At 68.1% G+C, this 12,421-nt stretch carries 13 protein-coding genes; 4 read left to right on the forward strand and 9 right to left on the reverse strand.

Annotated elements, in window-relative coordinates; all coding sequences use genetic code 11:
• Positions 1-153 precede the first annotated feature (153 nt).
• Complete coding sequence (locus OHB24_RS16875; protein WP_327639977.1) at positions 154-1,428, reverse strand: winged helix-turn-helix domain-containing protein; 1,275 nt, start codon at positions 1,426-1,428, stop codon at positions 154-156.
• A gap of 28 nt (positions 1,429-1,456) precedes the next feature.
• On the opposite strand from OHB24_RS16875, the gene OHB24_RS16880 reads away from it, so the two are divergent.
• Positions 1,457-1,900 (forward strand): DUF6228 family protein, encoded by a 444-nt coding sequence (locus OHB24_RS16880; protein WP_327639978.1) that lies wholly within the window; start codon positions 1,457-1,459, stop codon positions 1,898-1,900.
• Here OHB24_RS16880 and OHB24_RS16885 read toward each other — a convergent pair.
• From OHB24_RS16885 to OHB24_RS16905, 5 genes are read right to left on the reverse strand one after another with little or no spacing between them, the layout of a single operon-like run.
• Positions 1,897-3,198: an MFS transporter gene (locus tag OHB24_RS16885; RefSeq protein ID WP_327639979.1), complete on the reverse strand. Its 1,302-nt coding sequence runs from the start codon at positions 3,196-3,198 to the stop codon at positions 1,897-1,899. The two genes, OHB24_RS16880 and OHB24_RS16885, sit on opposite strands and share 4 nt — an antisense overlap.
• A gap of 21 nt (positions 3,199-3,219) precedes the next feature.
• A complete protein-coding gene (locus tag OHB24_RS16890; protein ID WP_327639980.1) occupies positions 3,220-3,654 on the reverse strand; it encodes an EVE domain-containing protein in 435 nt (144 codons plus the stop codon).
• A 4-nt stretch (positions 3,655-3,658) separates the two neighbouring features.
• A complete protein-coding gene (locus tag OHB24_RS16895; RefSeq protein WP_327639981.1) occupies positions 3,659-5,173 on the reverse strand; it encodes a tripartite tricarboxylate transporter permease in 1,515 nt (504 codons plus the stop codon).
• Entirely contained in the window at positions 5,173-5,685 is a 513-nt protein-coding gene (locus OHB24_RS16900) for a tripartite tricarboxylate transporter TctB family protein (RefSeq protein ID WP_327639982.1), read from the reverse strand. The genes OHB24_RS16895 and OHB24_RS16900 overlap by 1 nt, the downstream gene beginning before the upstream one ends.
• A complete protein-coding gene (locus OHB24_RS16905; protein ID WP_327639983.1) occupies positions 5,682-6,689 on the reverse strand; it encodes a Bug family tripartite tricarboxylate transporter substrate binding protein in 1,008 nt (335 codons plus the stop codon). Before OHB24_RS16905 ends, OHB24_RS16900 begins: the two co-directional genes overlap by 4 nt.
• Before the next feature lie 189 nt (positions 6,690-6,878).
• Here OHB24_RS16905 and OHB24_RS16910 point away from each other — a divergent pair, with 189 nt between their 5' ends.
• Positions 6,879-8,528 (forward strand): sensor histidine kinase, encoded by a 1,650-nt coding sequence (locus OHB24_RS16910; protein WP_327639984.1) that lies wholly within the window; start codon positions 6,879-6,881, stop codon positions 8,526-8,528.
• Positions 8,525-9,190: a response regulator gene (locus OHB24_RS16915; protein ID WP_327639985.1), complete on the forward strand. Its 666-nt coding sequence runs from the start codon at positions 8,525-8,527 to the stop codon at positions 9,188-9,190. The genes OHB24_RS16910 and OHB24_RS16915 overlap by 4 nt, the downstream gene beginning before the upstream one ends.
• 395 nt (positions 9,191-9,585) lie before the next feature.
• On the opposite strand, the gene OHB24_RS16920 is transcribed toward OHB24_RS16915, so the two are convergent.
• The 3 genes from OHB24_RS16920 to OHB24_RS16930 are packed head-to-tail and all read right to left on the reverse strand — an operon-like array spanning position 9,586 to position 11,152.
• Positions 9,586-10,146: a DinB family protein gene (locus tag OHB24_RS16920; protein ID WP_327639986.1), complete on the reverse strand. Its 561-nt coding sequence runs from the start codon at positions 10,144-10,146 to the stop codon at positions 9,586-9,588.
• A 5-nt stretch (positions 10,147-10,151) separates the two neighbouring features.
• Positions 10,152-10,676, reverse strand: a complete 525-nt coding sequence (locus tag OHB24_RS16925; protein ID WP_327639987.1) for a gamma carbonic anhydrase family protein — start codon at positions 10,674-10,676, stop codon at positions 10,152-10,154.
• Positions 10,677-10,693: 17 nt separating this feature from the next.
• Positions 10,694-11,152: a T6SS immunity protein Tdi1 domain-containing protein gene (locus tag OHB24_RS16930; protein WP_327639988.1), complete on the reverse strand. Its 459-nt coding sequence runs from the start codon at positions 11,150-11,152 to the stop codon at positions 10,694-10,696.
• Positions 11,153-11,203: 51 nt separating this feature from the next.
• Between OHB24_RS16930 and OHB24_RS16935 the strand changes: the two genes are divergently transcribed.
• A complete protein-coding gene (locus OHB24_RS16935; protein WP_327639989.1) occupies positions 11,204-12,352 on the forward strand; it encodes an MFS transporter in 1,149 nt (382 codons plus the stop codon).
• Positions 12,353-12,421 lie beyond the last annotated feature (69 nt).

Raw genomic sequence — 12,421 nt, forward strand, 5'->3', positions numbered from 1 at the left:
CGCCTTCCGGAGGATCCGGCCGCACACCACCACCCGTTCTTCGGTACGCCGGCTGACTGTCACGCCCCGGCGCCTCGCGCGATTGCGGGAACTGGGAACAGCCCGCGGGGACTGGGAACCGGCAATAGCCTGATCCCACAGACCGGCACTTGTTCACAGTCCGCGGGACAAGGCGCGGGCGGCTGAGGTGGTTGCTGTTACTTGGAGGTGCTCGAGGTCCAGCCAGTTCGCCATCAGGTGGAGTTCTGCGGCGAGTTGCTCGATGAAATCGGGGGCGTCTGGTTCGGGGGTGAGGGTGGGGATGACGAGGGTTGAGGATTGGCGGTCGGCTTTGAGATCTACTCGGGCTACCAGCTGGTCGTCGAGGAGGAACGGCAGGACGTAGTAGCCGTGGATGCGTTGTGGGGCGGGGGTGTAGATGCTGATTCGGTAGAAGAAGTCGAACAGGTGATGGGTGCGGTCGCGGTTCCAGATCAGTGGGTCGAACGGCGAGAGCAGCGCCTGCGCGTCGATCGGGTGGTCCTCCGCTTCGTGCCAGCGGTAGGCCTGCTGCTTCGCGCCCTCGACCCGAACCGGGATGAGATCACCAGCCTCGACCAGCTCACCGATGACCTCGCGACCGGTTGCTGCAGGCAACGGAAAGTGGGCCTGCCCGCTACCGCCGCACAACTCCTTCAGCGTCGCGACTCCCAACCCACGGGCGGCGATCCGGACCAGCTCCCGACGGGCTTCGTCGGCGGTCGGCTCCGGGGCGTTGAGTACGTCGGCGGGCAGCACGCGCTCGGTCAGGTCGTAGACCCGCTCGAAGTGCCGCCGGCTCGCGATCGTCACCTGGCCCGTGCAGAACAGGTACTCGATCGCGATCTTCGCGTCCTGCCAGTTCCACATCTTGCCGGTCGTCGGATCCGGGTCCGGATCGGAGCGCTTCCGCCGTACGCCGTCCGGACTCGCCTCGCCCGCGGTCAACGGCCCTTTCTCCGTCACGAGCTTCAGGACCTGGTCGACGTACCCGGGCTGCTCCGCCGTCAGCCGCCGCATCCCCGCGACAACCGACCACGGCGCGGTCACGTCCGGGCTCAGCTCCTCGTCCCACACCTGCCGCTCGGCCGCCCGCATCCGCCACCGCATCAACGGGTACGCCGTCAACGGGAGCAGCGCCGCCTTATGACCCCAGAAGTACTCGAACAACTCCCGGTCCGCGCCCCAACTCAGCTCGTCCAGACCCGCCCGCGAGTAGTTCCCCACCCGCGAGAACACCGGCAGATAATGCGACCGGCACAACACATTCACCGAGTCCAACTGCAGTACGCCGACCTGCCCGATCGCCCGCCGTACGTCACCATCCCCGCGCGGTTCTCCGAACCCCTGCGCACCCAGCGCAATCCGCCGCGCCTCAGCCCCCGAGACCACCTCTCCAACGGCCGCCATACTCCGAACATAGCGGGACACTGGGCTCATGCAGTCCGTCACGATCGGAAAGCCAGCCGAGTACCTCCGGCTGACTGCTGTTCGGTGGCCGTCCGACAAAGCCCCGGACTACGTGCCGAGAGAGAAACGCCGGTACCTGCAGGCCGAGCTTCGGATCCGGCAACTCACCGCAACCACCAGGCTCGACCTCCACGACGACTACGCCGGCCTGGTGCAGTTCTTCGATCAGGCTGCCGCGACCTGGCGGGACTGGAACAACGCGTCCGCAGTCTGGGGGTTGTCCAGCGGGCTGCGGCTCGAGCTCGTCAGCGGGCCTCGGCCGGGAGGTCGGCCGGATCACTTGATTCTCTGGATCAAACTGCAGGACGGTGGTGGTTTCCGGCACCGGCCTTGGACGGTCGAGACGACGTTGGTGCTCTCGCCGGAGGACCTCGACGCCTTTGCTCGCGACCTGCATGCGCTCAGCGACTAGGCCGCCACTAGTTGGGACTCGTAGCTGAGGGTTAGGCGGCGGTAGGCAGCGCTGAGGAAGGCCAGTAGTACGACGATCAGCATCAGGAGGCTGGCGGCTACGAAGGCCAGCGCGATGCCGCGGGCCTGACCGTCTCCGACGAGCCAGCCGAAGGTGGTGCGGCCGGCCGACGAGTCCATGTAGGGGATGAGCAGGAACTGTGCGGCCGGGCCGATGGCGAAGGCGGCGATCGGGGTGGATGCGGTCTCGATGCTCTGGGCGAAGCCGAAGACCCGGCCCTGCTTCTCGAACGGGACCATGCGCTGCAGGATCGTCTGCTCGGCCGCCTCGGCGATCGGGATCACCAGCATGAAGCCGAACATGCCCAGCACCAGCAGCGACTGCCATTCGCGCGCCGCCGTACCCAGGCCGACGATCGCGATCCCGATGTTCGCCAGCATCAGCAGCCGCAACGGCGACCGGCCGAGGCCGAAGCGGGCGACCAGGGCGCCGCCGGCGATGAAGCCGATGCTGGTGATGCCGAGGACGATGCCCCAGGACTGGACCGAGAACAGGTTCAGGCCGTACGGGTCCATCAGCGCCATGAAGACGCCCATGATCAGGTTGTTGAACGTGCTGAACAGGACCAGCGGAAGCAGCCCGGGTACGCCGCGCATCGTCTGCCACGCGCTCCGGATGTCGATCCGGGTCCGCTCGTGGTGCTCCGGCCGCGGCTCGTCGAGGTGGATCGCGAGCAGCAGGTGCACGAGGACGACGGCGGTGAACACGACCGCGATCGCGACCGTGCCGCCCATCCCGACGAAGCCGACCGACAGGCCGCTGAGAACGCTCGTGATCAGGTGCGAGACGCCGGTCACCGTGCCTACGAGACCGTTCGCCTTGTCGCGGCGGTCGGCCGGGACGAGCAACGTCACCGCGGTCGAGAGTGCGATGCTCCGGAGTTGACCGGCTGTGCTGCCGACCAGGACCAGCAGCGCGAACGCCCAGAACCACGGCCCGTGCCAGTTGGTGAGTTGGCGGCCGGCGACGACGTACAGGACGCCCGCGAGCGCGAAGGCGACGCCGGTGATCGAGGTGGACAGCGCCATCGCGGTCTTCTTGCGGTGCGAGTCCACGACCGCGCCGAAGATCGTGCCGGAGGCGGCGCCGATCAGCATCGAGACGCCGGAGACGAGGGACGCCGCGAGCACCGAGCGTGTCACCAGGTACACCCAGAAGGCGAAGCCGAAGCTCAGGAACGTGGTCGTCACGTTCGCCACCAACGTGTTGATCAGCAACCGCCTGAATGTCGTCGTCATACCCATACGTCGGACGCGACCTCAGGAAATTGACATGATCTCCCGAAGGATCTCGAAATCGTCCGCTTCGAGCGGGATCAGGCCGCGACGGAGCTGGTAGCCCCAGTTCGGCTCCCGGGTCAGCTTCAGGTCGACGTCGCGGAGCGCCGCGCGGTGGACGGGCAGGAACTCGATCCGCCGCCGCCACGGCTGGATCGTGCCGCGTTCACCCATCGACATCGGTTCGGCCTGGTACGGCGCGTCGTCGGCGACTACTCCGAGTGCTGTGAACGCCCGGAGCGGTGTCTTGTCCCGGTACTTCTGGGTCGGCGAGTAGATCGCGAACCCGTCGCCCCGGCGCAGGCGTGCGACGCCGTACCGCTTGCCGTGGTTGAGCTGGATGAAGCCGCCCTCGACGGCCCGCTGGGTGTGGTCCGCGGAGACCACACCCAGCCAGGCCCTGTACAGATCGTTCATGTACCTACTGTCCGCCGGTATATACGACATCTTTCGTCATAATTTTCCGGCGGAGTTTGGCGATCAGCGGCCAGCCGATCATCAGCAGGATCACGGCGTAGATCACGTACGCGACCGGACCGCCGATCAGCCCCGAGGCGTCCCCGTTGGACAGTTGCAGCGCCATCCGCGCCTGCCGCTCGGCGATCGGCCCGAGGATCACGCCGATGATCAGCGGGAGTACCGGCAGCCCGAAGCGGCGCATCGCGAACCCGAGCAGACCGAGGATCAGGAGCAGCAGTAGGTCGAGCGGCTGCGCGTTCACGGCGTACGCGCCCATCGAGGCGAAGAAGATGATCCCGGCGTACAGGTAAGGGCGGGGGATCTGCAGCAGCTTCGCCCAGGCCGGCGCGAGCGGCAGGTTGAGCAGCAGCAGGAACAGGTTGCCGATGAACAGGCTGGCGATCAGCGCCCACACCAGCTTCGGCTCGCGTTGGAACAGCAGAGGTCCGGGCTGGATGCCGTACGACGTGAACGCGGCCAGCATCACCGCCGCCGTCGCGTTCGTGGGCAGACCGAGTGCGAGCATCGGGACCAACGTGCCGGCGGCCGACGCGTTGTTCGCGGCCTCCGGTCCCGCCACGCCCTCGATCGCGCCGTGCCCGAACTCCTCCGGGTGCTTGGACAGCTTCTTCTCGGTCGCGTACGAGAGGAAAGTCGGGATCTCTGCACCGCCGGCTGGCAGCGCACCGATCGGGAAGCCGTACGCCGTACCGCGCAGCCACGGCTTCCACGAACGACGCCAGTCCGACTTCCCCATCCACGGCCGCCCGACCGGGATCACCGTGCCCGGGTTGCGCCGCAGATGCGCCGCGACCCAGAGCGCCTCGCCGACCGCGAAGATGCCGACGGCAACCACCACGACATCGATACCGTCGGCGAGCTGCGGGATGCCGAGCGTCAGCCGCTGCTGGCCGGTCACCTTGTCGATCCCGACCAGCCCGATCACCAACCCGAGCAGGAGCGCCGCGAACCCGCGGATCCGCGACGACCCGAGCACCGACGTGGCACCGGCGAACGCCAGCAGCATGATCGCCAGGTAGTCCGGCGCACCCAGGCTGATCGCGAACTTCACCACCTGAGGCGCGACCAGCACCAGCAACAGCGTCCCGATCGTCCCGGCCACGAACGACCCGATCGCGGCCGTCGCCAGCGCCTGCGCGGCCCGTCCGGACCGTGCCATTTTGTTGCCCTCGATCGCCGTCACCACCGATGACGACTCCCCGGGCGTGTTCAGCAGGATCGAGGTGGTCGAGCCGCCGTACATGCCGCCGTAGAAGATGCCGGCGAACATGATGAACGCCTGCACAGGCTCGAGCCCGTACGTGATCGGCAGCAGCAGTGCGACCGTCATCGCCGGCCCGATGCCGGGCAGCACGCCGACCGCTGTACCGACCGTGACTCCTAGCAGCGCTAGCAACAGGTTGATCGGCGTCAGCACGTCGCCGAACCCGTTCAGCAGGTTCGTCAGGTTGTCCATCAGAGAATCCCTTGCAGTACGCCGGCCGGCAGGTTGACCCCGAGCCCGATCGCGAACGCGTAGAACGTGATCAGCGACAGCGCGACCGCGATGAACAGGTTCCGGATGTGGTGCCGGCTGCCGAGGGCGAACGCCGAACCCCAGAACAGCAGGGTCCCGCTGATCACCCAGCCCAGCGGGTCGATCAGCGCCAGGTTCACCACGAACGCGGCGATCAGCAGCAGTACGGTGCGCCAGTCGATGGCCGACGTGACGTCCACGTCCTCGCCTTCCTCGGCCTCACCGGTGCCGCCGCGGGCGACGTCGACGGCGTACAGCACGGCGACCACGAGCAGCAGTACGCCGAGCACGATCGGGACCGGCTTCGGGCCGATCGGATCGTTGCTGTTGGCAATGTGCTGGATCCGGGCGGCGTCGACGATCACCAGGGCGCCGACCACCGCCAGGAACCCGCACACTCCGTACTGCGCTGTGTCCCGCCGAGCCTCTCGTGGAGTCTCGGCGGTGCTCATGCCGCCAGACCCAGTTTCGTCAGGATGTCGGCGACCGCCTTGTCCTGTTCGGTGAGGAACTTCCCGAACTCGTCACCGGTCACGAACGCGTCGGTCCAGCCGTGCTTCTGCAGCTCGGCCTTCCACTGCGGCGAGTCGTGCATCTTGGTCAGCGCATCGACCCAGACCTTCTTGTCCGCGTCGCTGAGCTCCGGCGGCGCCACGATGCCACGCCAGTTCGTGAACACCAGGTCGATCCCGGAACCCTTCAGCGTCGGCACGTCCTTGAGCGCGTCGACCGGCTTCTCGCTGGTCACCGCGAGTACGCGGACCTGACCGCTCTCCACCTGGTCCAGGAATTCGCCGAATCCGCTGGCCCCGAACGCGATCTTGCTCCCCAGCAGCGCGGGCAGCAGCTCGCCGCCACCGTCGTACGAGACGAAGTTGACGTCCTTCGGGTTGATGCCGACCGCCTGCGCGAGCTGCATCGGCAGCAGGTGGTCCGGTCCGCCCGGCGACGAGCCGCCGCCGACGGCCAGCGCCTTCGGGTTCGCCTTCCAGGCCGTGACGAGGTCCTGGATCGTCTTGTACGGCGAGTTCTTCGGCACCACGATCGCGCCGGCCTCCTCGATCATCTTGGCGATCGGGGTGGTCTGGGTGAGCGTCGCCTTCGACTTCGAGGTGTACGTCGCGCCGACCACGCCGAGCCCCATCTGCATGGCGAGCTTGCCGTTGCCCTTCTCGTTCACGATCCGCTGCAGGCCGACCGTGCCGCCGGCGCCGGGCAGGTTGAACACCTGCACACCGGTCGCGATCTTCGCGTCGTCCATCACCTTCGCGGCGGTCCGGGCGGTGGTGTCGTACCCGCCGCCCGCGGTGTTCGGCACCATCAGCCGCAGGCCGGTGGCCGGCTTTCCGCTGTCGGCGTTCGAGGTGTCGGATTTTTCCGCGGTCGCACCACAGGCGGTCGCGGTCACCAGCGCCACCAGCGCCGTGGTGACCCAGAGCATCGGCCTAGACCTCATCGGCGGAGTCCTTTCGGGAGTGGTTCACGTGGCAGTGATCGTGGACCTCCGGTGGTGGGGACGTCTGCGTTGTGGCCGCAGCGGTGGTTGAGTTCATTGTGGTCACGGGCGGAACCTGGGTGAAGTGTGGCACTTGGCCGCTGGAGCGGTGATCATGCGGCAGAGCCCGATGCGAGCGAGGAGGTGACTATGACGAGGCTGAGAAGGCGTCCGACCCTGGCCGGGCAGCTGCTGGTGCTGCAGCTGGCGATCGTCGTGATCGTGCTCGTCGCCGTCGCCGCGGTGTCGCTCGCCCAGTCGGCCTCCACGTTCAACCGGGTCGAAGGCCGCCGGGTCACCTTGCTGGCCGAGCAGTTGTCGTCGAACCCCGCGCTGCGGTTCAACATTCGCAATCCGGCGCCTGCGGAGATGCTTGCGCCCACGCTGCAGACCAACCTCGCGCAGTCCGGCGTCACCTCGATCACGGTCGCGAACGCCGAGGGAAAGGTGATCGCGGCAACCAATCCGACGCTGATCGGAACGCAGCTCACACTCGGTATCCCGGCGGTCGCGGAAGGTCGCGGCTGGTCGGGTCAGCTGCGGGGCGACGGTGGGACGGAGCTGGTAGCCCAGGTTCCGGTGTTGAGCGAAGGCAGGGACGAGAACGGCAAGCTGGACGGGACGCTCGGCGACCACATCGGCACCGTGATGGTCGGTGAGCGCGCTCCGTCCGTACTGCAGCGGTTGCGCGGCGCATCGTCGTACCTGGCGATCTATCTCGGAATCGCCTGCGTACTGGGACTTCTCGGGTCGTGGCTGCTCGCCCGGCGGATCAAGCGGCAGACGCTCGGGCTCGAACCGCGGGAGATCGCGGGACTGGCGGAGCACCGGGAAGCCATGCTGTACGGGCTTGCCGAGGGAGTTGTTGCCTTGGACCCGCATCTACGCGTCACGCTGGTGAACGACGTCGGTCGGCGACTCCTCGATCTCCCCTCGAACGCAGTGGGAAAGTCCTTGCGCGAGCTGGGCGTCGAAGGCCGGCTGCGAGAGGTGCTGTCCGGCGAGGACGAGGCGCGCGACGCGGTCGTCGTACGACGTGGGCGGGTGCTCGTGATGAACCGGATGGAGGTGCTGAAGGACGGGCGGTCGCTCGGATCGGTCACCACGCTGCGGGACAGGACCGAGCTGGCACAGCTGGAGCGCGAACTGGGGTCGTTCCGTTCGTCCGCTGAGCTGCTGCGGGCGCAGACGCACGAGTTCGCGAACCAGCTGCACACGATCTCGGGACTGATCCAGATCGGGGAGTACGACGAAGTGGTCACGTACGTCGGTGCGCTCAACCGCTACCGTGAATCGCTCGACCTGACCGTGACCCGGCGGGTTCACGACACCACGGTCGCCGCGCTGCTGATGGCGAAGTCGTCGCTCGCGGCCGAACGCCGTGTCGAGCTTCGGGTGTCCGAGCGGACCACGCTGCTGCGCCTCGATCCAGCGCTTTCCGCCGACATCGCTACCGTCCTCGGCAACCTGGTCGACAACGCCGTCGACGCGGCGGCGCAGTCCGGTACGCCGCTGTCGCCTGCGTGGGTCGAGGTCGAACTCAGGCAGGACGCGACGAGCGTGGAGATCGTGGTCCGCGACTCCGGACCCGGCGTCGCACCTGAGCTGGCGCAGGAGGTGTTCGCGCACGGCTTCACCACGAAGGCAGCAGCCGAGGGCGAACGCGGGATCGGTCTCGCGATGACCCGCCTGATCTGCCGGCGTCGCGGCGGTGAAGTCGCGGTCACCAACCTCACCGAGGGCGGTGCCGCGTTCGTCGCCCGGATGTCCACCCAACGCACGCCGGAAGGAGCCCGATGATCACGGTCCTGGTCGTCGACGACGACTTCATGGTGGCCCGCATCCACCGCGGGTTCGTCGATCGCGTGGACGGCTTCGAGGTCGTCGGTACGGCGAACTCCGGCGACCAGGCCGTGGCGGCGCTGACCGAACACCATCCCGATCTGATCCTGCTGGATCTCTACCTCCCCGACGTCTTCGGTCTCGACCTGATCGCCCGCCTGCGCGCCGTCCAGCCCGACGTCGACATCCTCGTCATCACGGCCGCTCGCGAGGCCGACGCCGTCCGCGGGGCTGTGCGGCAAGGTGTCGTGAACTATCTGCTGAAACCCTTCGGCTTCGAGGACCTCCGGGCGCGGCTCCGCGAGTACGCCCGGCGCCGCGCCAGCGTCCCCGACCAGGTCACCTCGCAAGCCGACGTCGACCGGGTCCTGGCCCCCGCCCGCCAACTGGTCAACCGGCTCCCCAAAGGCCTCAGCCAGGAAACCGCCGACCTCGTCACCGCCGCCCTCCGCGCCACCCCCGACAACCTCTCCGCCGCCGAGTGCGCCGAAAAAGTCGGCATCTCCCGCGTCAGCGCCCGCCGCTACCTCGAGTTCTTCACCACCCAAGGCCAAGCCGAAGTAACCCTCCGCTACGGCACCACCGGCCGCCCAGAACGCCGCTACACCTGGCGAAACTGAGCCCCACCCCACGCCGCCCACCCACCGCCGCCCACCCACCGCCGCCCACCCACCGCCGCCCACCCACCGCCACCCAGGCCCCGCCCTCGGCCGACCGCATTTGCTGGGTCAGCCATCGAATTTGATGGGTTAGCCAGTCGAGTACGGGGTTCCACACCCTTAACCAGGGTGGCGAACCCCGCACTTGGCTGGCTAACCCATCAAATGATGGTGGGGGTGGGCGTGTCTGGGGGCGTGAACGCGGCCTGTTGTTGGGGTCCGCCGGCGTGGTGGGGGCAGTGAACAGGCAATAACAGGTGCAATGCCCCGAGAACCTGTGCAATGGGCGGCGCGTAGGCGTGGGCCGGGGGCGTCGGGTCGAGAGGTGCGGAGCGGGCGGAGCGGCCGGGTGGGGATCAGCGGGAAGTGGCGGCGCGGGCGGCGCGTTCGATCTGGTTGCGGTGGGTGGTCCAGTCGGTGTCGGGATCGTTGTTCGTGGTGGTGTCGAGTTGTTCGCGGAGGATGTCGGCGTGGCCGGCGTGGCGGTTGGATTCGGTGAGGACGTGGACCATGACGTTGAACAGCATCACGTCGGGGCGCGGCCACCACGGGACGGTGGCGCGGGCGTCGATCGGGAGGGCGTCGATGGTCGCGTCGGCGTGTTCGCAGGCGCGGCGGTAGTTGGTGAGGATCTGCTGGCGCGACTCGTGCTCGGTGACCCACAGATGGTCGCGGTTCGCGTAGCGGGGGTCGGTGAAGCTCGGCAGCGGGTCGGCGTACGGGCGGTCGAAGATCTCCCCGAGGTAGCGGGCCTCGGTGATGGTGAGGTGTTTGATCAGGCCGAGGAGGTTGGTGCCGGTGTGGGTGAGCGGGCGGCGTACGTCGTACTCGGACAGGCCCTCGACCTTCGTCAGGAGCGATTCGCGGACCCAGCGCAGGCTGTCGTGCAGGTAGCCCTTGGCGAAGTCGTCGATCATGAAAGTCAGTCCTCGATGAGTTCGACGGTTGCGGCGTGGCGTTCTGCGAGGGCGTGGTAGACGGCGGCGTTGTGGTCCACGAAGAGTTTCGCGGTGCCGTCCAGCGGGACGATCTTCTTCGCGGGGCTGCCCATCGCGACCGACTCCGGCGGGATCACCGCGCCCGGCGTGACCGTGGAGCCGGCGGCGACCAGCGAGCGTTTGCCGACGACCGCGCCGTCCAGCACGATCGCGCCGTTCCCGACCAGCGCCTGCTCGCCGATCGTGCAGTCGTGGACCAGGCACTGGTGACCGACCGTCGCGTTCGGGCCGATCTCGCAGCCGTTGTGGCCGACGTGAATGACGGTGTTGTCCTGGATGTTCGCCCCGGCGCGGATCGTGATCGTGCCCAGGTCGGCCCGGATCACCGCGCCGTACCAGATCGACACCCCGGCCTCGACGACCACGTCGCCGACCAGCGTCGCGGTCGGCGCGATCCACGCGTCGGGATGGACGGTCGGACGCTTACCTTCGAACGAGTACAACGGCATGCGCCACACCCTAATCCTCAGCTGATCGTGATCCCGGAGATCGGCGTACCGGGCGGCAGGTCGCGGATCTGGCTGTGGATCTGCCCGAGGATGTTGAGCGACACCACGAAGTCCAGAACCTCGACGTTCTCGAGCGTGAGCTCGCCGCCTAGCTGCGGCGGATGGGTGAACGAGTAGACCTGATCAGGACCCGGTACGACGCCCTGGTCCGCGGCGCCGAACACCAGGCCGGCCAGCAGGTACTGATCCTGGCCGTCCTCCGTGTTCAGCGCGTCCCGCAACTCGTCCGCACTCGCCCAGGTGAGCTCCAGCGTCCCTTCGAGCGTGTCCAGCCACCAGAACCCGTCCGCCGCCTGGAAGAACACGTCCCCGAACGGTGACGTGAACACCGGCACCAACCCGTCGAGTTCGAGGAAGGTCCAGGACTCGAGCGCACGTGCGTACTGCTCGTCCGAGAACGACCTGGTCAGCTCCATGCCGTGAGCCTAGGCGCGAGCGGGGGCTACGGATCCAACTAGGGTGAACGGATGCTCAAACCAGTCGCCGGGTTCGCAGCGTTCGGTCTGTTCTGGGGCGCGTGGGGAGCGGTCCTGCCCGCGATCCGGGGCGGCGCCGGTGTGAACGACGGTGAGCTCGGCGTGGCGTTGCTGATGATCGGGCTCGGGGCGCTGGTGTCGATGCGGTTCACCGGCTACCTGATCGACCGGTACGGCGGCGTCGTGCTTCCCGTGGTCACGGTGCTCTTCGCGCTCTGCTGCGTACTGCCTGCCCTGGCTGGCTCGGTCGTCACGCTGAGCGCGGCACTGTTGTTGCTCGGAGCAACTTCTGGTGCGACGGACGTGGCGATCAACGCAACCGGATCCCACGTCGAACACGACACCGGACGGCCGGTGATGAACCTTGCCCACGGCATGTTCTCGGTCGCGGTCGTGGTGGCGAGCCTCGGTACGGCGGGACTCCGGGCGGCCGGTGTGGGCGCACTGCCGGTGCTGACCGGTGTGGCGGCACTGATCGTGATCACGGCGGTGGTCGTCCTCGCGCCGGGAGCAACCAAGGTCACCGGGACCCCGAGAACGGACACCGCAAAGCCGAGAACCAGGCTCGAACCGGTGCTGCTCGTGTTCGGCGTGCTGTGCGCGCTGGCCTACGTGGTCGAGAACGCGTGGCAGAGCTGGGGCGCAGTACATCTCGACACCTCGCTGAACGCCGCGGCCGGCCTCGCCTCCAGTGCTCCCGCAGTCTTCGCCGCTGCGGCCGCGACAGGCCGCTTCGCGGGCAACGCTCTGCTCGCGCGGGTCCGCCCGGTGCAGCTCCTGGTCGTCGGCGGCGCGGTCGCCGCCGTCGGCTCGCTCGTCGCGGCCACCGCGAACAATCCCTGGACAGCACTGATCGGGATCGGCGTCGCCGGCCTCGGTACGTCGGTCTGCGCGCCGACCATCATCGGGATGGCGGGCGCCTGGGCAGGCCCCGAGCGGCGCGCGGGAGCGATCTCCACGGTGACCACGCTCGCCTACGTCGGTTTCTTGGTCGGCCCGGCAGCGGTCGGCGCGGTCTCCTCCGTGTGGTCCCTGCCGGTCGCTCTGGGTGCTGTCGCCGTCATCGCGGTCGTCGTCTCCGGCCTCGCACCGGTCGCCGCCCGTGTCGCCAGGCCTCGAACGAGCCGCCAAGTGGGCTGAGTGCGGCCCGTCGACGTACGTCGAAAGGCATGTGAAAGGACCTCGCGCACCCGTTACGGTGGCTGGACC

The sequence above is a fragment of the Kribbella sp. NBC_00482 genome, assembly GCF_036013725.1.
GTDB lineage: Bacteria > Actinomycetota > Actinomycetes > Propionibacteriales > Kribbellaceae > Kribbella.

Excerpts from the sequence above, each read along its gene's own strand:
- OHB24_RS16910 (WP_327639984.1), top strand. The coding sequence starts at position 6,879 with ATGACGAGGCTGAGAAGGCGTCCGACCCTGGCCGGGCAGCTGCTGGTG.
- OHB24_RS16905 (WP_327639983.1), bottom strand. The coding sequence starts at position 6,689 with ATGAGGTCTAGGCCGATGCTCTGGGTCACCACGGCGCTGGTGGCGCTG.
- OHB24_RS16895 (WP_327639981.1), bottom strand. The coding sequence starts at position 5,173 with ATGGACAACCTGACGAACCTGCTGAACGGGTTCGGCGACGTGCTGACG.
- OHB24_RS16900 (WP_327639982.1), bottom strand. The coding sequence starts at position 5,685 with ATGAGCACCGCCGAGACTCCACGAGAGGCTCGGCGGGACACAGCGCAG.
- OHB24_RS16880 (WP_327639978.1), top strand. The coding sequence starts at position 1,457 with ATGCAGTCCGTCACGATCGGAAAGCCAGCCGAGTACCTCCGGCTGACT.
- OHB24_RS16935 (WP_327639989.1), top strand. The coding sequence starts at position 11,204 with ATGCTCAAACCAGTCGCCGGGTTCGCAGCGTTCGGTCTGTTCTGGGGC.
- OHB24_RS16875 (WP_327639977.1), bottom strand. The coding sequence starts at position 1,428 with ATGGCGGCCGTTGGAGAGGTGGTCTCGGGGGCTGAGGCGCGGCGGATT.
- OHB24_RS16915 (WP_327639985.1), top strand. The coding sequence starts at position 8,525 with ATGATCACGGTCCTGGTCGTCGACGACGACTTCATGGTGGCCCGCATC.
- OHB24_RS16930 (WP_327639988.1), bottom strand. The coding sequence starts at position 11,152 with ATGGAGCTGACCAGGTCGTTCTCGGACGAGCAGTACGCACGTGCGCTC.
- OHB24_RS16925 (WP_327639987.1), bottom strand. The coding sequence starts at position 10,676 with ATGCCGTTGTACTCGTTCGAAGGTAAGCGTCCGACCGTCCATCCCGAC.
- OHB24_RS16920 (WP_327639986.1), bottom strand. The coding sequence starts at position 10,146 with ATGATCGACGACTTCGCCAAGGGCTACCTGCACGACAGCCTGCGCTGG.
- OHB24_RS16885 (WP_327639979.1), bottom strand. The coding sequence starts at position 3,198 with ATGACGACGACATTCAGGCGGTTGCTGATCAACACGTTGGTGGCGAAC.
- OHB24_RS16890 (WP_327639980.1), bottom strand. The coding sequence starts at position 3,654 with ATGAACGATCTGTACAGGGCCTGGCTGGGTGTGGTCTCCGCGGACCAC.